The sequence below is a fragment of the Methanosarcina sp. genome (assembly GCF_028693135.1).
Classification (GTDB): Archaea; Halobacteriota; Methanosarcinia; order Methanosarcinales; family Methanosarcinaceae; genus Methanosarcina.
The window spans coordinates 1-18,858 of sequence record NZ_JAQUVZ010000031.1; the positions used below are offsets into that span (position 1 = coordinate 1).

At 41.5% G+C, this 18,858-nt stretch carries 13 protein-coding genes, 1 tRNA gene and 1 other RNA gene; 4 read left to right on the forward strand and 11 right to left on the reverse strand.

Annotated elements, in window-relative coordinates; genetic code table 11:
* Positions 1-303: 303 nt before the first annotated feature.
* The 5 genes from PHF18_RS12740 to PHF18_RS12760 form a co-directional block, all read right to left on the reverse strand.
* Entirely contained in the window at positions 304-480 is a 177-nt protein-coding gene (locus tag PHF18_RS12740) for an MM0924 family protein (RefSeq protein WP_300103431.1), read from the reverse strand.
* Between the two features lie 211 nt (positions 481-691).
* Positions 692-871: an MM0924 family protein gene (locus PHF18_RS12745; protein WP_300103433.1), complete on the reverse strand. Its 180-nt coding sequence runs from the start codon at positions 869-871 to the stop codon at positions 692-694.
* Between the two features lie 584 nt (positions 872-1,455).
* Positions 1,456-1,659: a helix-turn-helix transcriptional regulator gene (locus PHF18_RS12750; RefSeq protein ID WP_300103435.1), complete on the reverse strand. Its 204-nt coding sequence runs from the start codon at positions 1,657-1,659 to the stop codon at positions 1,456-1,458.
* Positions 1,649-2,044 (reverse strand): DUF2178 domain-containing protein, encoded by a 396-nt coding sequence (locus PHF18_RS12755; RefSeq protein ID WP_300103436.1) that lies wholly within the window; start codon positions 2,042-2,044, stop codon positions 1,649-1,651. The genes PHF18_RS12750 and PHF18_RS12755 overlap by 11 nt, the downstream gene beginning before the upstream one ends.
* A gap of 926 nt (positions 2,045-2,970) precedes the next feature.
* On the reverse strand, positions 2,971-4,959 hold the full coding sequence (locus PHF18_RS12760) for a cation:proton antiporter (protein WP_300103437.1): 1,989 nt from the start codon (positions 4,957-4,959) through the stop codon (positions 2,971-2,973).
* An 868-nt stretch (positions 4,960-5,827) separates the two neighbouring features.
* Between PHF18_RS12760 and ablA the strand changes: the two genes are divergently transcribed.
* The 3 genes from ablA (at position 5,828) to ablB (ending at position 8,109) form a co-directional block, all read left to right on the forward strand.
* Positions 5,828-7,087 carry a lysine 2,3-aminomutase gene (ablA, locus tag PHF18_RS12765; protein ID WP_300103438.1) on the forward strand — a complete coding sequence of 420 codons (1,260 nt, stop codon included), beginning with the start codon at positions 5,828-5,830 and terminating at the stop codon, positions 7,085-7,087.
* Positions 7,065-7,187 carry a hypothetical protein gene (locus PHF18_RS12770; protein WP_300103439.1) on the forward strand — a complete coding sequence of 41 codons (123 nt, stop codon included), beginning with the start codon at positions 7,065-7,067 and terminating at the stop codon, positions 7,185-7,187. Before ablA ends, PHF18_RS12770 begins: the two co-directional genes overlap by 23 nt.
* Before the next feature lie 73 nt (positions 7,188-7,260).
* A complete protein-coding gene (gene ablB / locus PHF18_RS12775) occupies positions 7,261-8,109 on the forward strand; it encodes a putative beta-lysine N-acetyltransferase (RefSeq protein WP_300103482.1) in 849 nt (282 codons plus the stop codon).
* An 86-nt stretch (positions 8,110-8,195) separates the two neighbouring features.
* Here the strand turns inward: ablB and PHF18_RS12780 are convergent, their stop codons facing one another.
* The 6 genes from PHF18_RS12780 to ffs form a co-directional block, all read right to left on the reverse strand.
* Positions 8,196-8,813, reverse strand: coding sequence for a hypothetical protein (locus PHF18_RS12780; protein WP_300103441.1), 618 nt, complete (start codon positions 8,811-8,813; stop codon positions 8,196-8,198).
* Positions 8,814-9,016: 203 nt separating this feature from the next.
* Complete coding sequence (locus PHF18_RS12785) at positions 9,017-10,966, reverse strand: type II secretion system F family protein (protein ID WP_300103443.1); 1,950 nt, start codon at positions 10,964-10,966, stop codon at positions 9,017-9,019.
* An 11-nt stretch (positions 10,967-10,977) separates the two neighbouring features.
* Positions 10,978-13,422, reverse strand: a complete 2,445-nt coding sequence (locus PHF18_RS12790; protein ID WP_300103445.1) for a type II/IV secretion system ATPase subunit — start codon at positions 13,420-13,422, stop codon at positions 10,978-10,980.
* 693 nt (positions 13,423-14,115) lie between these two features.
* The gene (locus tag PHF18_RS12795) at positions 14,116-14,814 is read right to left on the reverse strand and encodes an RAD55 family ATPase (protein ID WP_300103447.1); all 699 of its coding nucleotides are present in this window, start codon (positions 14,812-14,814) and stop codon (positions 14,116-14,118) included.
* A gap of 226 nt (positions 14,815-15,040) precedes the next feature.
* Positions 15,041-15,125 (reverse strand) — tRNA-Ser (locus PHF18_RS12800).
* 150 nt (positions 15,126-15,275) lie between these two features.
* Positions 15,276-15,590, reverse strand: an RNA gene (gene ffs, locus PHF18_RS12805) — signal recognition particle sRNA.
* A 396-nt stretch (positions 15,591-15,986) separates the two neighbouring features.
* Here ffs and PHF18_RS12810 point away from each other — a divergent pair.
* Positions 15,987-17,612: a methylamine methyltransferase corrinoid protein reductive activase gene (locus PHF18_RS12810; RefSeq protein ID WP_300103449.1), complete on the forward strand. Its 1,626-nt coding sequence runs from the start codon at positions 15,987-15,989 to the stop codon at positions 17,610-17,612.
* Positions 17,613-18,858 lie beyond the last annotated feature (1,246 nt).

An 18,858-nucleotide genomic window follows, 5' to 3' on the forward strand; every position in this document is an offset into this window, starting at 1 on the left:
TTATTTTACAAAAAAACGATGATTTATACAGTTTAAGCGAATACAAAACAGCCAGCGAGGGTTCACTTCATCCCCGACCTAAAGGTCAGGGTATTCGTGACCCTCTGCGCTCCCATAGTAATAAAAAGTATTTAGCTATGCAAAACTCTACGGAGGGCTGTTGCTGATAAAACAGTTTCAGCTTTTTGTACAAAAGTGATGGAAAAGGATGAAGTGCCACACTTGGGAACTTCTCCAATTCAATTTATTTTATTTTACAGTTCTTCATTCAAAAAAACTGATCTGATTACACTCTTTTACCTATTACGCACGCCAGATAGCTATGATCTTATCAATTGCTATGTGCGTGTATTTTCCTCCGTTTTCAAGAGTGAGTACATTGTCTGCGCAGGCTTTCACCTTTCCGTTAAAAACATCAGGCCCCCCGCAGTAGACGTCTATAACTTCGTCGAGATGGTGTTCCACTATAAAAGACTGCATTTTGCACCTCAGGGTATTTCCCATTTATCTAATTTTGGTCCTGCTGAATAGAATCAGTTTTTATTCCCTGTATGAAGAATAATAAGCTTAATTTCATTCATCAGTCCAGAGAGTTATCCAGCTGTAACAAGGTTTAGAAAAGGATCAGTAACGCCCATTCTCTGCCCCCGGTTGTCCCCTTTATACTGAGTTTGAAATATAATATTTGAGCTTACTGAGCCCACATAGCTATAATCTTATCAATGGCTATGTGTGTAAGTTTTCCTTCATTATCGAGGGTGAGGACATTATCTGCACAGGCTTTTATGATTCCTTTGAAGATATCTGGCCCGCCGCAGTAAACATCTACGTTACTGTCGAGGTAATGCTCCACTATAAAAGATTGCATCATATTTTTACTCCCGCTGGTCTTCTTATTTTTGATAGGCTGTTTTTGTTTGTTTGCCTGTTACCTGTCTACCATTAATTTACTATACCGGTTTTCAAACCGATATCTTAGAAACAGACATCTTTGTTTAACTAATTGCTCATTCCTTATTAATTTATTTATAAATTAATATTGATTTTCCGGGTGCGGTGGCTTTAAATTCCATTTAAGTAAATTAGCTTGTGTACTTAAACCTCAATTCTTTACCGGCAACGGTTTTAATATAAATAAGATCATAATTATATGGTTTTTTACTTCAGGTTTATTTGCGCGGAGGAGCCGGGGAAAGCTAAGTTTAGTTGGAAAAAATATTACAAAGTCTGCTTTTACGAAAAACAGAATGAAAATTCAAGTAATACATATAAAAATACTTTTTACTTCATCTCTTCAGAAGCCAGTATTCCAACGTATAAAAAAAGATTTATATGCTTCTATTCTCAGATTAACCCCTCAAATAGCTCTTTTCCATTCGGTAAAGTTCCCCTGAATTATGTGGGTCTGTTATTCAGTAAATAAATTAATGTAATAAACCTTTTTCATGGCAACTCTCAATTCTTGCCGCTCTCGTAGAGAAAAATATCTTCAATGCTTGTGTTAAAAAGTCTGGAAAGCTTGAACGCAAGATCAAGGGAAGGGTCATATTTTCCTTTTTCAATAGCGTTTATCGTCTGCCTTGTTACCCCCACCTTTTCAGCAAGACTTTCCTGGGTAAGGTCATGAATTGCCCTGTAAACTTTAATATTATTCTTCATCCCAGCCCCCATATTCCCTGTTGTAAAACCTGTAAAACAGGGTGTAAAGCACAAGGACACCGCAGCTTGCGTATGCCATGAAGAAACCAAGGTCCGTATGTCCGGGATAGGTATTCCTCATGGCTATCAGGACAGCACCTCCAAGGGCAAGACCTGAAGCCACTATCTGGAGAGTAACGCGCGAAGCCTTCTGGCTAACCTGGTGAATCCTTTCATCTTCGACTACATCTTCTAGCCTGCTCTTTAAATTGTACATAGCCGCCATGCCTGCAAGGACAACACCTACTGCAAGCGCCGGATTTCCTATAGAGACTGAAAAACCTACAACAATCCCCATGATCATCGTGATCAGTAGATAAATCATTTTAAATTCCTTTCGTTTCATCTGAAAAACTTCCTCATATATTTTTCAGTTATAATTGTCACCACTTTCATTCTTTCAACTTCAGCTTAGAGTATGCTTTTAAAGACATATAGTCAATATTTATATACAATATGTAATGTTTATTTTACATTAAGTAGAATATAGGTTACATTACTTATAGATTTCGGAGTGAATAGAATAAATCTGAAAAATGGTTTGAAAAATAGGTTTGAAAAATAGGTTTGAAGAAGAGGTTTGAAGAAGAGGTTTGAAGAAGAGGTTTGAAGAAGAGGTTTGAAGAAGAGGTTTGAAGAAGAGGTTTGAAGAAGAGGTTTGAAGAAGAGGTTTGAAGAAGAGGTTTGAAGAAGAGGTTTGAAGAAGAGGTTTATCCTCTTAGTCCGTGCCTGATTGGAATTTCAGCCGGTTAATCTTAATCTGGAACACAGTGCCAAGTGAGGTTAACTTGGGGATCGCAGAGGCACATCGAGAAGTCCCCTTTCTCGGAGCGAAGCGACAGGTGGGGGTAGTTCACACCTGCTCAACAGTCTATCAATAATAATTGATATTTTCCAGGACATTTCTAATCTCTCTCAATCTCTTTTCTATTTTGCATACATTTCTGCAGGGTTTCATCCTGTTTCATCCTGTTTCTCTCTTTCTAACCACAACTGTGGAAATAATTTATATTAGATGAAAACACTATTAAATCTATGGAGGATAATTTTTTAAGATATACTGAAATTATATTTTGTATTACCCTCTTTGTACTTTTTCTGATTTCCTGTAGTAGTACACCTGTTTGAACTAAGTTCGCAAGAATACTACAGCAAATATATTGGTAACCGTGGATTTACTCCTTGCATATTATAAAAATAATTAATTTTTAGTTCCCTTATACGGAAGACGGGACTATACAGGAAGATAAAGTATTCGCGATAAAAAATATCTCACATCCGATCTTCAAAAAGTTCTCTAAATTCTTCAAGCCTTTCCTGGGGGCTTATTATAAGCAGGATATCATTGGGATTAAGTTCTGTCTCAGCTCCCAGATCATAAATAAGCCTGTGTTTCCTGGAAATTGCAAGTACAGAAACTCTATATTTTTTCCGGATCTGGAGGCCCCCTAGAGTTTGTCCTGCAGCTTCTGACTGCTTTCCTACTCGTACGCTTCGGATTTCTACATCGGAAAAGTCAAGGGAAATTTCACAGACACTTCTCCGGCGAATTTCAGGGTTGCGAAGCATCCTGTAATGGTCAGCTCTGAGTTGATCACCCACTGTCTCAATCTCGTTTTCCGGGACCATGTACCTGTTGAGTACCCGGGAAAAGAGTTCTATAGAGCTTTCAAACTCGTCCGAGATGACCTCATCAGCGCCGATAGCATAAAACCGGTCGAGTTCGCTCAGGAAGTGGGTTCTTGCAATAATGTGGACCTCCGGGTTTAGCCTCCTTGCCGCTTCAATGATCCGCTTTGCACTTACAGGGTCGCCTGCAGTCACAACAACTGATTTTGCATCCCTGATGCCCGCATGTTCCAGTACGGCTTTCTGGGCTGCGTCCCCGTACATAATGTGCTCTCCTTTTGCCTTTTCCTTCCTTACGGTATCCGGGTTGATGTCGATTATACTGTAGGGAATCGAAGCTGCCCGGGCAGCGATCGCAACATTTCTTCCATTGACTCCATAACCTATTATTACCAGGTGGTTTTCAAGCTCTTTTTCCAGGCTGTGCTCCACAAGCCCGTTGTACCAGCCGGATTTCAGCACCTGAGGAAGGGAAAGCTCCTGGGCAAAAGCCGCAGCTTGATGCCCCATGCCCATGATGAAAGGGGTAAGCACCATTGAAAGCACTGCCACGTTCAAGAACTCCTGATAGACTACTGATGAGACCAGCCCGTTTGCAAAACCTACGTTCGCAAGAATAAGGGAAAATTCCCCTACCTGGGAAAGGGAAAGGCCGACCAGGACCATTGTATGCAGAGGAAAACCTATGAGGAAAGTGCTCAGGGCATTTACCACAGCCTTCAGGAACAGCACCGCAAAGGTGGCAGCAAAAATCAGAACGAGATGTTCCCTTAATATATCCAGGTCAAGTAGCAGCCCTATGGAGACAAAAAAGATGCTTACAAACATGTCTCTGAAAGGGATTACGTTACCAAGGGCCTGGGTTGCATACTCGGACTCTGAAATGATCAGGCCAGCAAGAAATGCCCCAAGAGCCAGAGACAGGCCAGTCATGGAAGTTAGCCAGGCAACGGAAAGCCCAATTACTACTACACTCAGGAGGAAAAGTTCACTGTTTCGGGTCTGGGCGATCTGGTACATAAGAAAAGGGACTATATACCTGGCGCTGATAAGGGTAAACAGGACAAGTCCCAGACCCTGGAGCATAAGTTGGAAAAAAGCCGTTTCTGTCCCCGGGACTCCTGCAAGGAGTGGGGTCAGGAGGATAATTACCACAGCAGCCACGTCCTGGAAAATAAGGATGCCAAGCGCTATTCTCCCGTGAGCACTGTACATCTCTCCTCTTTCCTGCAGCAGTTTGAGGACGATGGCAGTGCTGCTGAGTGCCACCAGAAGCCCCATAAAGACCGAGGACTCCCAGGAATCGCCCAGCCCGAGGAAAATAAAAGCGACTAGAAGACTGGTAATGGAAAGCTGCAGCCCTCCTCCCAAAAGCACAATGCGTTTTAGTTTGAGAAGATCACGCAGGGAAAACTCTATTCCGATTGTAAAAAGCAGGAGCACGACTCCTATTTCAGCGAGGAGTTTTATATTCTCTCCTTCCTGAATCAAACCGAAGCCAAAAGGTCCTGCAAGGATTCCAGCGAGCAAAAAACCCACGAGTGGGGCGATTTTTAGCCTGGAGAATATAAAAACCACCGGAATAGAAATTCCAAAGATAATCAAGAGGTCTCCAAGAAGTGACGATTCCATCAATAGAAATTGAGTTATCAAATAATATAAATGGCATTGGTGCCGCGACCCCTTTTGAGAAGAAGCAGCAATATATAACTATTCTGAGAAATTGGTTGGAAACTTTGAGGAGGGGTTCAGGGAATTTGAAACCATATCCAGGCATCTTGAAACAAAATAAAGGGGTCCTGAGGCACAATTTTACGGAAATGGGTGACTGCAATAGAATGAATAAAATCCTGAAATGCCTATCACAAAGCGGATGGGGTGGATCCGGCAACGAGATGAAGATAATTGCTTTTTTGAAATAGGGGTTAAGATCAAGCACAAATAAGGGAAACCCCAGGCAACAAAAGAATTTATGCGAAGTGCAGTTGGAAAAATAAGGATAAAAATGGATTTACGGTGCATTAAAATTTTTTTTGACCCTTAAACCTTGAAATAACTCATTTTAAAAAGTCAATATGATATTGTCGCCTTTATTCCTCTTTAACTGCATTATTATTTCCTTAAAACTTCTCAAAACAGAAACAATTGATCTTCTTCCTTTTTATGCGCATATACTCCCCTCCAAAGGGGCAAAATAGTGAATCCCAGAAGAAATGTAGTTGTAAATGATTATAAAAGGACGGCACAGGGCAAAATCAGTAACGGCATTGAATAAAAAGAGATTATCAGGAATTATTTTTAGAAAAGGAGAATTATTAAAACTTCTTTAGACAAAAAGTATTTAATATATGTATTAAATCTTAAAGCTTACCAATTTAAGGCGTATTTTTCTTCAAATGAGCTGGAAAAGACAGGATCTTATTTACTAAACAGGATTCCATTTACTATATTCTGGACAGTTGTCCCTTCATTTTTCTTCCAGCTTTCACGAGGGTTGAAAGTGATATCTAAAATTAAAAACTGTTTTAACGCATCTAATGAAGAATTTTCAGACTGGAAATGGCAATACAAGCACAGAATTACGACCGTGGAAGAGCTTGAAAAACTGATTTCGCTCTCGGAGCCTGAAAAAGAAGACATAAAAAAAGCTCTTGAAGTTTTTCCCATGGCGATATCTCCTTATTATGCTTCTCTTATTGATCCGGCAGATCCTGGATGTCCCATCCGGATGCAGGCTGTGCCCATTTCAGCTGAGCTTCAAAAATCTTCCGGGGAACTTGAAGACCCTCTCTGCGAGGACAGTGACTCTCCCTCAGAGGGGAGCTGTATAACTCACAGGTACCCGGACAGAGTACTTTTTCTGATCTCAAACCGCTGTGGGATGTACTGCAGGCACTGCACCCGCAAGAGAAGGGTCGGCAACAGGGAGTATGACTATTCTGAAAAGGTAATCAGGGAGGGGATCGAGTACGTCAGGGAACATCCTGAAGTAAGGGATGTTCTACTTTCGGGTGGAGACGCCTTGCTTGTTTCTGATGAGAGGCTGGACTGGCTCTTAAGGGAACTTTTTGACATTCCCCATGTGGAGATCGTAAGGATCGGCACAAGGGCTCCCGTAACCCTGCCCCAGCGCATAACCCCTGAACTGTGCGAAATCCTTGGGAAATACCCGTCGGTCTGGCTCAACACCCACTTCAACCACCCAAAAGAGATCACCCCCGAAGCTAAAAAGGCTATGAATATGCTTTCTCGTGCCGGAATTCCCCTGGGCAACCAGTCTGTACTTCTCAGAGGAGTAAACGACTGCCCGACGATAATCAAAAAACTCTGCCACGAGCTCCTCAGGATAAAGACCAGACCATACTATCTCTACCAGTGCGACCTTTCCTTCGGGCTGGAACATTTCAGGACATCGGTTGCAAGGGGCATAGAGATCATAGAGATGCTCAGGGGACACACCTCGGGGCTTGCTGTTCCTACTTTTGTGGTTGACGCCCCGGGCGGGGGAGGTAAAATCCCGGTCGGACCCAATTACCTTATCTCAAATTCGGATAATGGAGTCACCCTCCGGAATTACGAAGGAGTGATCTGTATGTACTCGGAACCTGCAGATTACTCCGCGGTGTGCCCGCAAAAATGTTCAATCTGCGATAAGCACCCCGGGCTTAAAAGTGATATGGGCCTTGCAAAACTCTACGACGAAGAAAATGATATCATATCTCTCGAACCCGAAGGCCTTGAAAGAAAACAGCGTTTTTGAAGGGAAAATATCAGGAAAAACCGGTGTTCCTAAAGCAAAAAATATGTTTGAAAACTTAAGGAGGAGTTACTGCGGAAAAAAACGTTCCCTTAACGCTTGAGATTAAAGAAGAACTTCCTGACTACTGGAAAAAAGCAGAGCTGAAACTGCCCGGGGCAAAGGCGGAACTTGTAATTGATTACTACAATAGAAGATTAAAAGTCATGAATTTCTCCGGGTTTTTTGAAGAAATCTCCGGAACCATCGAAGCCCTTGCCGAAGCAGAAGACATGGGAAAAATAATCGTATACACCCCTCCGGAAAAAGGGCATGAGCTTGAAATCTGCGGATATGCTGAGGAAGGGATCATCAGGGGATACTATGCCGGAAAAGACTGCCATATTTTCTCAAGCTACCCTATAAATTCCAGAGGAGTTTCCTCCAATAAGGAAAAAGAAGACCAGGTAATCAAAAATTGCCTGAGGAAGGGTAAAGGAACTGAAAAAATCCTGCAAAAATCAGGAGATTCCAGGAAAAAAGGGAGCTGGAAACTACAAAAAGAGAAAATCCGGCTTCCAGAAAAGTACACGCTTAGACCTGCAGTCCAGGCGGATGCCTCCGCAATGGCAGCCCTTTACAGCCAGGGATTTCATTTTTATCCCACTCCCCTACACATGGAAAGCTACCTGCTCAAAACCATGGATTCCGATGTTCTTTACCTCCTTGTGGAAAAACAAGGGAAAATCGTGAGTCTTGCCTCGGCAGAAATGGACCTCGAAACCGGGAGTGCTGAAATCACCGACTGTTTGACTATTTCTTCTGAAAGGGGAAAAGGGCTGATAAAAGAGCTTATCACAGCCCTGGAAAAAGAACTTTTTGAACGAAACTTTCTGATCTCCTATACCCTCTGCAGGGCTTCGTCTCCTGGCATCAACGCAGCATTTGCTTCTCATGGTTATGCCTACACAGGCAGGCTTGTAAACAATTGCAGGATCGAAATGGGATTTGAGGATATGAACATCTGGTGTAAGATGCTGAAGTGAACTGCCCCTGTAAAATTTATTCACTAATTTTGCATCTTTTAGACTTGAGCAATACCCCTACTAAAAACCGACCTGAAAATTAGACCTTAGGGAAGAACACTGATTTGCTGTTGAAGCTGCTCTACGGTTTTCTTCGCAGTTTCTTCAGCCAGATGCTTCCTGTAAGCTTTTAAAGACACAATCCCTGTTGTGGAATCCTGCAATTCCATATTCCCGCGTATCAACTTTTCCCCTTCTCGGAAGCCCGTGTTCACAAAGGCTACAGTTACATTTCCTTCTTTGAATTGTTCAAAATATTTTGTGTCTTCTCCCGTAGAGGTATAGAAGAACAGGATATTCAGGTCCGAAGAAGCGTAAACAGGAGTATAGAGTCCGTCGTGTTTACTGACATTCACCAGGAGGGTTTGAGAATCATACTTTTCTTCAACTGCATCGGTGACTGATACTTTCATGTCTGCTTTTTCCAGTTCCGATTCGAGGCTTTCCCTGAGGGATTTCGAGATGGAATCTTCACCCTCAACGTAGAGGTAGATCCTGCCCGGAAAGTCAATCTGGGGGTTGCCTGTGGAGTAGGCACTTACGACGGAGTTAGCTCGGGTCTCACTCCGTGCCGCCTTGAATTCCAGGACATAAAAGGAAGAAAGGGCAACTGCAAGGATGAGCACGGAAAGAAGGATTTTCTTCGCTGCTGTATTTTCTGCCATGTTTTTCAAAATTAGATGTTTATCGTTAAAAATAAATTGGATTGACGAGAATTCCAGATTTAAACAGAGGATAGGATCTTAATATGAGAATACGGAATATCGAAATGTAAATGAAAAGAAATCTACAGGAAATCAGGTTAAAAAAGGAAAATGAGAATTCCGGATTTGAACTATCCTGATGGATAAAGCCGGAATCCCGGGTTTCAGATAAACACGATGAACAGCAAGTAGGACACCGTCATCATTGCAAGGGACTGCTTGAGCCCTGAAGATAGATTTCCCGAACCCATTTTTCCTGCAACCAGCCCTGATCCAAAGCCCTGCAGAAGAGCTGCATGGAAGAAGAGGAGGGTATACTCTTTCAAATTAAAGCCTCCCATGGACATTGCCGGATTGCTGGAACCGTCAAGGGCAGGGAGGAAGAACGCAGCAAGCACATATACTATGATCAGGAAGACGCAGAATGTCACAAAGATGATGAAGACATAGATAAACATCTCTGCAGCACGCTCTTTTTTAAGGCTTTTCTCAATATCGGCATCATCTGCAACTGTACTGATAACCTGGTGGATATTCCCTGTGGATTCGCTTGCTTTGGCTATAAGGGACAGGCTTCTCCGGGTCATGTTAGTCCGTACCCTGGCTTCAAAACGTTTCAAGGCTTCTACGAGGTTTGAGTTCCAGCGGATATCCGCAACTGTAGATTTGATTTCGGATTTCAGCCTGCCCATATTTGACTGAGCTGTAATACCAATGGCATCGGCAAGTAGAATCCCTGTCCCGTTTATACTTGCAAGCCTTTTAAGGAACTCCGGGATCTGGTCCTCAATCTGCTTGACCCTCCGAATTTCAAGTTCGTGGAAAATGATGTAAGGAATGAAAAGGATAAGAATGGTTACATAGACATAGTCGTCAAGGGTGGATGCAGTTTCAACAAATCCTCCATAGTAAGGCATGTGTTTCACGAAAGAAGAAACAAAGTACCCAAGCGCAATGGGAGCACTTATTATAAAAACGGATGGTGGATTGTTACGCATAGTTCTTATAGGGTGCAGAAGCACACTTTTGACCCTGGACACATTTTCATAAAACTCCATCTTCTGAAGCAGTTCCTCATCTTTTTCTGTTACTGGCTTTACCCTGACATCACTGAAAGAATCCTGCTTAATTTTGGAGATTATCTCCTTTGGCAGCTTTTCCACATCTCCTGTAAGCATATCCAGGAAGACCAGGAAGATCATTGTCCCGAAGGGAATTACCCCATATACCAGAAGATAGAGTTGGGTAGGTCCCCCATTATCGATCATATTCATGACAACGAGGATAACCATCAGGAACAGAGGAGCCACAACGAATACCGTAATATAAACCTCTGCAAGGAGCCCGAGGGTCTCAAGGAAATGCTTTTGTTCCTTATTTGCATTGGCTTTATAGACGTCAGTCTTATTTTTCAGGTAAAGGGTAACGTCTCCTCCACTGGATACTACTGAAATCAGGCCGTCTATAAGGTCTTTGAACTGTTCGGACGGCGTCCTGTCGGCTGCGTCCCATAGGGCATCCTGAAGGTCTTTTCCAAAATATTCTATGTCCCTTATAATGTATCCGAATTCCCTTGAGGTTGTCCCGTAGATGTGGGGGTACTTCGAAATCGACTTCATGATTTCAAAGATAGTCATGCCCCCGCCCCTCTGCATAACATAGAGATAAGCTGTCGCATGGGGCATTGTTGCATTGATAGCTCGCTTCCTGCTATCAGATTTCATGGACGGGTAAGCCATAATAAGCCCGTAGGTAAGGGCTCCGATCATCGAGAAGAAGAAGAGGGCCCCTATAATCGTAAAGATGAAGGGAAGGTGCTCTCCGATAAATGCAGGAATATCAAATGCCCTGGTTACCCTATCCGAAATGCCAAATGTCGAAACAATAATTTCTGGGGTTAGGCCTCTGAAAATCAATGCTCCTATCAGTAAACCTGAAAGCCCGCCGAAGACTCCTGCAAGCAGGGAAAATAAAATTGCAGTTGAGACAAACTGTTCCACAGGCAGGGGAATCTGGGCTTGGCGAAGCTTTACCCTTAACAGGGAAAATTTTTCTTCCTTCTCAAGGATTTTTTCTCCGAAGATCCTGAATGCCAGGGTATTTATAGCGTTCATGGATACCCCCATTAAATGCGGTGCAGTAACATATCCCACAAGGTATCGTTTCCAATCGCTTCCATTACAAGCTGAGGGTTTGTGGCATACATATGTACTACTAGGGAAACACTAACATAATCACGGATCTGTTTTGCTGTCAGGTAGGCAAGGATCTGTTCTCGGTTTTTAAACTCAATAAAGAGCTTATCAGGGTTCCAGCCCCTTGCTTTCATAATCTCATTGAGCACATAGGAATCCCCCGCCCGCTTGTAGGTGTCATGCACCGGCTCCCAGCGGTAAAAATCATTGATCCTGAGACTTCCTGTCCTTGCATCAAGCCCTGTAATTTCTACAATTGATTTGGTTCTCCGGACCCTGTTTTCATTGACATATGTCTGCATCTGGATACAGATAACTCCAAGGGCCTGCATCATCACGTGTGGAACATTGATTGGTTCATTTTCAAGCCTGTTAACCACAGTCTGCACATCGCTTGCATGCATTGTCGAATAGGTAGTGTGCCCTGTTGACATTGCCTGGAAAAGGGTAAGAGCCTCCATCCCCCGGACCTCTCCCACAATGATGTATTCCGGGCGCTGCCTGAGGGCGGCTTTCAGGAGTTCGTACATGGACACCTCTCCGGTACCGCCTACAGTGAACGATTTCCTGGTTGCTCCTGCGATCCAGTTGTCGTGGTGGAGCATGATTTCTCTTGTATCTTCAATGGACACTACCTTTGCCAGCCTTGGGATGAAAAGAGAAACAGCGTTCATAAGGGAGGTCTTGCCCGAAGCAGTACCTCCTGCAAAAAGTACACTGATGTTGTTTTCAATGGCAATCCAGTAGTAAGCCATCATCTCCATGCTGCAGGTCCCATATTTGATAAGGTCAATCGGGGTTATGGGGTCCCCTTTGAATTTACGTATAGTATAGGAACTTCCCCTTGTTGTGATCTCTTTTCCAAGGGTTGCCTGAATCCTTGAACCGTCCGGAAGAGTTGCGTCTACAATCGGTTCCCCTATAGAGATATGCTTGCCGCTCCTCTGGCAAAGCTTGACAACCAGAGAGTCCAGTTCCTTTTCCCCAAAATGGACATTGGTTACGATGTTATTGTGCTTTCTATGGTAGAGGTAAATGGGGATCTCAATACCTGAACAGGAAATATCTTCAATATTCGGGTCCCGAATGAGCGGATTTATCCTTTCGTACCCGATGAAATTTCTCCTTAGGAAATACATTATTTTGTGAATAGAGGAAACTTCCAGGGTACTATAATACTGATCAAAAAGCCTCATGCTTCTGTTAATGAGACTGACGTCCTTATCCTGTCCGGACATTATATCTTCCTGGGTAAGAACATCTTCCAGATTGTCCCGGATCCTCTCAAGAATGGCTTTTTCATAGGTGGTGAGGGTGGGCTCAACAGCATAATAATGTTTCATCTCCACGTTTTCAATTATGCTGATAAAGGCGTAAGGCTCCTCCACCCAGTAGCGCTCGATTTCAATAAATCCTGCAGGAATTTCATATTCAAGAAGCGGGCCGCAGGTTTCAGGGTCATATGGGGGAAGAACCCGGATCTCCTCATCCTTCAGACTCCGGACGATTTCAGCAAACTTCTTTTTTGCTCCTTCGGGGGTTTTTACTTCTTTAAATATCTCTTTAAGTTTATCACTTAATTTTTCGCCTTCTTTAATCCCAGCTATGTCGCGGCCCAGATCCTTCATATTCTCAGCGAATCCAGCCTTTTTCTTAATTTTTGCTTTTTTGGGACTTGTTTTAGTTTTACTTGACTTTTTGACTTTTTTATCCTTTTTTGTTTCCGGAGAATTATTTATTTCGTCAACTCCACCTTCGTAATCCCTGTTTTTCTCATTATGAGGTCCTGTAGGAGGGAAAATACCTTTTTTTTCGGTTTCATTAATAAGTTCGACTTTCTTCTCAGGAGCAATTTCTGCAGAAACAGCAAGTTTTGGTTTAAGAGTTACTTCTGCATAAACAGAAGGTTTCGGTTCAAAATTCCCACTTTCTTCCGGATCGATGGGTTTTTGAGTTCCAGCGGCTTCTACAAAAGGAGGGGTTTCCGATAAGAGTTTATTTGTCATGCTCTGTTTCGTCTCAGTTTCCGGAGAAAAATTATTTAATTGAACATTTTTGAGCACAGGTTTAGTTTTCCGACTTTCAATCTTGATTTTCATATCCTGAAGGTCGATAATCTCGTTTTCTTTATTTTCATTTCCTGTATTATCAGTTCCCGAAGCTGCCTGAATAATATTTTTCATATCCCTGTTGTTGTTATCCGCCTGGAATTTGTTAATGTTATCTGTATTCAGAGTATCTCCAGAAGACGTCTTTTTTACAGGTACCTGTAGAAGACAGGATTTTCCTGCCTGAACATCTTTTTCCTCGCTTTTACGCATATTCTTGTCTGGTTTTTCTGAGTCGTCCGGAGATTTCTCGTTTTTGGAAACCATAGAAGCTCGCCCCACCAAGGATTTTTCCCCTCTCAAAGTTATTTATCAGTGTATAATAATGTATTACCAAAAGTTTAAATTTTTTTAATAAGTGCTAATGACTTTTTAGTATTATTGGTTATATTACTTAATACTTTGTATATTCTTTTAAAGCATGTTTTTATTCCTTTTAGAGGACTAAAAGTGCCCTCTTAAAATTCAAGGGAGAATTTTTCCACCCGAAAATCATACAATAATTTTGTCGTACAATTTTAAAGTTTAATGTATCTTTTGAGCTTGTTTTTCATGCCTGTTTAACTTATTAACTTTTCAGTAAATATGTGATATTTTCTTTTACCCATACAATTTGAAGAGTATACGAATAAAAGGGAAATTACTGGAATTTTCATTTATTAATCATATACTAAATGGAGTTCAACAGTATTAATCTTTTCATTACTTGATTGTATGTGCAAAAAATTATATTTAGATTGTAATGTTTTAACTACTAATATATTTTGTATAAGTACTCGTTTCCAGTTCGAAACACAAAAATGATGTTTTAAAAATCACAGAAAATCAAAAGAGATGAAGGTCAATAAAGAAGAAGGGAATAAGGCGTAATGAATGAAAAGAAGTAATGAATGAAAATGAAGTAAATAAATGATAAGATAAAAAGGAAAAAACAATAAGATTTGATGTAATGTAGATTTTTCAAAGGAGTTTAATCCCTGATAAAGTTATTTCAAACCTGATAGGATTCAGACTGATGTATGTCCTTCGCATTTTAGGAATCTTTATGTAGCGCTCAATATTCCCTGTATAGGGGTTTTCGTCTACCATAAGCCGGAGACAGCTGCTTACCGAGTATTCTGCAAGGTTATTGTTCGTCTTTAATGCAGTATCGTCCATGATGAACATGGACGTGCAACCTGCCTTTGTGCTCAGGAGGAAGGTTAGAGCATCAAACTGGTCCCTGAAATCCTGAAGAGAGAGGCGAAGAGTAAAAACTCCGATATTATCGACAACTACAGCCCCAGTCCCATCAGGCACATACTCTGAAAGTGAGGGCAGATCTATCTCCAGACCTTCAGGAGTAAACCCAAATTTGGACGTCTGGACTTTCTCGGAACGGCTTTGAAAAGCCTTTTCGATGGCCAACTGACCTGATTCATAATATTTGGTAAGTCCGATGCCCATCATTTCAGATAACTCGAGAATATCTTCAGGAAGTTCTTCTGTTGCAACAAGTACGCATTTTTTACCCTCTACACATGCCTGATGCAGAAAATGAATGGAAAATGTAGTCTTGCCAGTTCCTGTATCTCCGGTGATAAGAAGGACCCTGCCTGGCAGGTATCCGCCTCCGATCCTTTCGTCAAATTCAGGTATTCCCGATGATGTCCGTCTCATGGTCTCGACTCAATCCATTTTTGTACGCAGTAACTCATTCAAACTCTTTAATTTATAGCAACCTTATAACTCTTAAATTATTATATTGATGAGATATGTCCTGAAACTGAACTTTTACTTACAGAATATAAGACGAGCTCTTATATAAAATTTACATACAGAATATTAAGGCAAATCTACAAAATTAAGAAAAATAAGGTGCAGGGATAAAAATTTATAAAAAAAACGACGAGAGGGGGACTCGAACCCCCGGGATGCGGGGCATCACGGGATTAGCAATCCCGCGCCATACCGGGCTTGGCTATCTCGTCATATTGAACTTTAGAAACGCGTCCCCTAAAACGCATTTCATATATATAACCTTTTCCGGAGAAAAATACTTTAAATAAATTGGTTCTCCTGGAAAATTGCAGTTAAGTTACAAAGCCAATTTCTCAAAAACTATTAAATGATGTGCTTAGTGATGAGCACACCGTAGGTCGTTGTACCTCAGAGACTTCAGTAGGCTGATATCTCTTCTCCACCCCGCGACCCCACAAGCGACGGTTGCCCATGGTGAGTCTGCTCCCTTCCGGGCCTCGACCGGTTTCCACGGTTAGGGTATGAGAACCTGTTTTCCAGCAAGTCCACATACCTGCACTATCCAAGCAGGACGGGGCTTCTCAGTTGAGACTTCAGGCTGGAATCTCTTTGACGCATCTTCCTTTGGCTTCGTTCCCCGCATATCGGCGATTTCGGGTTACAGGTAACGCCGGGCTACCCGAACTAGCTCATCAGCTATACAAAGACATTAGTCACTTATAAAACTATCCCTTCCGATATCTATTTTAAATCCCCTTTTATTAACACATGCTGCGCCCGGGAAAAACAAATAAACATATCATGAAAAGTATTTTTTGAAAAAGAATACATCTGAGGAAAACCAATGGGCTGAAGATTTTTTTACCGAATCCGATTTTAATTCTACTTTTAAAAGCTATTTTTAAAAATCAAAAAAAGGTTCTTGAGAATGCTGGCCCGACTTAGAAATATATATTGTAATGAATAAAACGCCTTATTTATTTATACGTCGTTTTTCAAAGTAATAGATACATAAAATAGGTGCATAATATTCCAAACGGCTTTCAGTATGTTAAAACACCCGACAAAATAACTAAGAGAGGGGAGTTTTTATGAGATATGGAGTTGCAATTGACCTGGGAACAAGTGGGTATCGGGCTCAGAAGATTGACCTTGATACCCAGGAAATTAAAAGGACAGTAATAACATTGAGAAATCCTCTTCCCGGAGCGAATGTGATGGATCACATGGACTTCGCAATTCACTACGGGCAGGATCTTGCGCATGGGCTTTCCGTAAATGCGGTAAAGACCCTTTTCCAGACCCTTGATGTTAAAAGCGGAGAACTTGACAGAATTTCAATCTGCGGAAACCCTATCCAGTTATCTATTTTTCAGGGAATCAGTATTGAAGACCTGGCTTATGCAGGGGAACGGAAGAAAAAGAAGTATAATATACAGGAACAGAACAGGAATGCGAGAATAATATCCAGCAGCGAAATTTCAGGGCTTGAGGAATTTAACTGTGAGGTTGTTGTCCCTCCTGCAATAAAACATGAAGTCGGCGCCGATGCCCTTGCTCTTATAATTAAATCGGGAATGCTTAACAGCGATGAGATTTCGATTGCAACTGATTATGGGACAAATGCCGAGATGGCGCTCAAAGTAAAAGACATTATTTATACAGGCTCGGCGGCTGCAGGCCCGGCTCTTGAAGGGCAGCAGATAAAATATGGGACCCTTGCTTCTCCTTATGCAATTTCTGATTTTGAATTTGAGGATGGAGCATTGAGGAATTACGTATTGAACGAAGAGATGAAACCCGATCCGGGAGATCTTGTGGATCCCAAAACCGGAGAAATTCTGGAAGAGGGAAAGATCAAAGCCAGGGGAATTACAGGTACTGGGGTTATTGCCCTTCTGGAAAAAGCTATTGGGCACGGTCTTGTTGAACTCCCTAAAGTCAAAACCCCGGATCAATTAATTCATCTGCAGAACAAAATCACATTTTCGGAAAAAGACCTCAAAGAAGCCGGAAAAGCCATAGGCGCGATCAGAGCAGGGCATATCACACTCTGTGCGGTTGCAGGCATAGAACTGACAGATATTGATACGGCGTATATGGCAGGTGCTGCCGGCACATATATGGATGCGGAAAAAGCCCAGAAAATTGGCTTGATCCCTTACTCTACAGGGAATATTGCCCAGCTCGGGAACACCTCTCTTGCTGTTGCAAAGGAAATCCTACTTTCGGAAGAAAGGCTGTGGGAGCTTCAGGATATCGCAAGCCAGATTATAGGCACTCACACAATGTTTGCGACTGCTCCTGAGTTCCGGGATGCCTATGTCCTTGAACTTGCGTACTGGGAAGAAGGAATGCCCTTTAAGATGTTTAAAAAATTCCTTAAAAAGAAAGGGCTTCCCTCACTTGATGAGCCCATAGCCAATCCTGTGGTAGATAAGCGGGTGGAAAGAGATATTCCTGTTCTTGGTGAAGAAGGTCTCTATGTACTCGAAAGAGTCGGGACCTATATGACAATGGTTGTCGACTGCCCCGAGTGCAGGAAGTGCATAAAAGTCTGCCCCAACGACGCCATTACAATTGACGAGGAAAACAGGGTTATGATAAGCACCGACCTATGCGAAGGTTCACATTGCCAGAAATGTATCAGAGCCTGCCCACCTGATAAATTTAACTGGGAGAATCTGGAGGTCTTTAAACCAGAGCAACCGGAGTAAGACTAAGCTGACTGCCAATGAGTCAGCACTCAGGTACTTATAATATAGAAAATAGTTATTCTGGAACTCCCAATACATCATTACGGAGAGTAATGCCGATGGGCGAATATAGTTAAAAATATTTAAAAACAATGCTCAGCATTACTCTTATTATTTTTAAAGATTGGAACAACTATCTGGAGCGAGAATCCATAGCTGGCAAAAAGTTAAACCTCGACAGATCTCCAGGACGGTGCGACTCACATTAATAAAAAACTAATTCAATAAAGTAGGATGTGGAAGTTGACGCATTTCTCCCCTGACCTAAACACAGGTGTTTCTTGCTAAGGTTTTATGAATAGGCAAACAGTATATGAATGGGCAAACAGTCTCTAAATATGGACTCAGTTTGGAACAAATACTATTTGAACCTCAAAAAGAGTAGAATAAGCAAGAAAAATAATGGTCAGTTTGTGAATTCAAAGTAAAATTGAGACGTAATCTTTTAACAAATTGAGAGTTTTGGGTGGTTGTGTGCATAATAAACACAAATTATATAAATAACTTCATCGTAAGGAATTATTGAGGCATCTAATCCACTTTCACACCACAAATTATCTACCACATCTAACCCAATTAGATTTTTTAATTACGCAACGCCGTTTTTTAGATGCCTCATTACCCAATTAAAGCAACGCTGATTAGGATATATAATCATTATATATAATCTTTTATATTCAATTTTTAAATTATAAATCAAGTTAGCGATCTTATTTAGTATGAGAAGTGAATTTTGTGCAGAATAAAGCCAAATTCCTGAAAACTCAAAAGCTTTAAACTCAAAAGCTTTAATATCTACAAAAATTTCTCTCTTTTTAGTTTTAGATAAATCCGGGTCCGGGCATCCGGTGTACTACTCATAACATAATATCTTATAAAATTATCCTGTACATAAAACCCTGTGAAATATTTTTGAAAATTATGCCTGTAAAGGCTGAGATTTTTAATGATAGGCAACCTAACTGAAACCTATGGGGATGATCCCGAAAAGGGGGAATCGGGGAATGAATTATTTAAAAAGGGTAAGGGGTACAACTAGCACAAATTTTATAAATAACCTCTACATAGGAGTTAATGAGGCATCTAATCCACTTTCACACCGTAAATCATCTACCACATCTAGCCCAAATAGATTTTTAGTTACGCAACGCCTATTTTTTAGATGCCTCAATCACCCAATTTGGATGAAACGTTTGATAAAATCTTC

Bases quoted from the DNA above. Each gene is read 5' to 3' on its own strand.
- PHF18_RS12740 (WP_300103431.1), bottom strand. From the start codon at position 480: ATGCAGTCTTTTATAGTGGAACACCATCTCGACGAAGTTATAGACGTC.
- PHF18_RS12810 (WP_300103449.1), top strand. From the start codon at position 15,987: ATGAGATATGGAGTTGCAATTGACCTGGGAACAAGTGGGTATCGGGCT.
- PHF18_RS12745 (WP_300103433.1), bottom strand. From the start codon at position 871: ATGATGCAATCTTTTATAGTGGAGCATTACCTCGACAGTAACGTAGAT.
- PHF18_RS12785 (WP_300103443.1), bottom strand. From the start codon at position 10,966: ATGAACGCTATAAATACCCTGGCATTCAGGATCTTCGGAGAAAAAATC.
- PHF18_RS12755 (WP_300103436.1), bottom strand. From the start codon at position 2,044: ATGAAACGAAAGGAATTTAAAATGATTTATCTACTGATCACGATGATC.
- PHF18_RS12750 (WP_300103435.1), bottom strand. From the start codon at position 1,659: ATGAAGAATAATATTAAAGTTTACAGGGCAATTCATGACCTTACCCAG.
- PHF18_RS12790 (WP_300103445.1), bottom strand. From the start codon at position 13,422: ATGGTTTCCAAAAACGAGAAATCTCCGGACGACTCAGAAAAACCAGAC.
- PHF18_RS12780 (WP_300103441.1), bottom strand. From the start codon at position 8,813: ATGGCAGAAAATACAGCAGCGAAGAAAATCCTTCTTTCCGTGCTCATC.
- PHF18_RS12795 (WP_300103447.1), bottom strand. From the start codon at position 14,814: ATGAGACGGACATCATCGGGAATACCTGAATTTGACGAAAGGATCGGA.
- PHF18_RS12760 (WP_300103437.1), bottom strand. From the start codon at position 4,959: ATGGAATCGTCACTTCTTGGAGACCTCTTGATTATCTTTGGAATTTCT.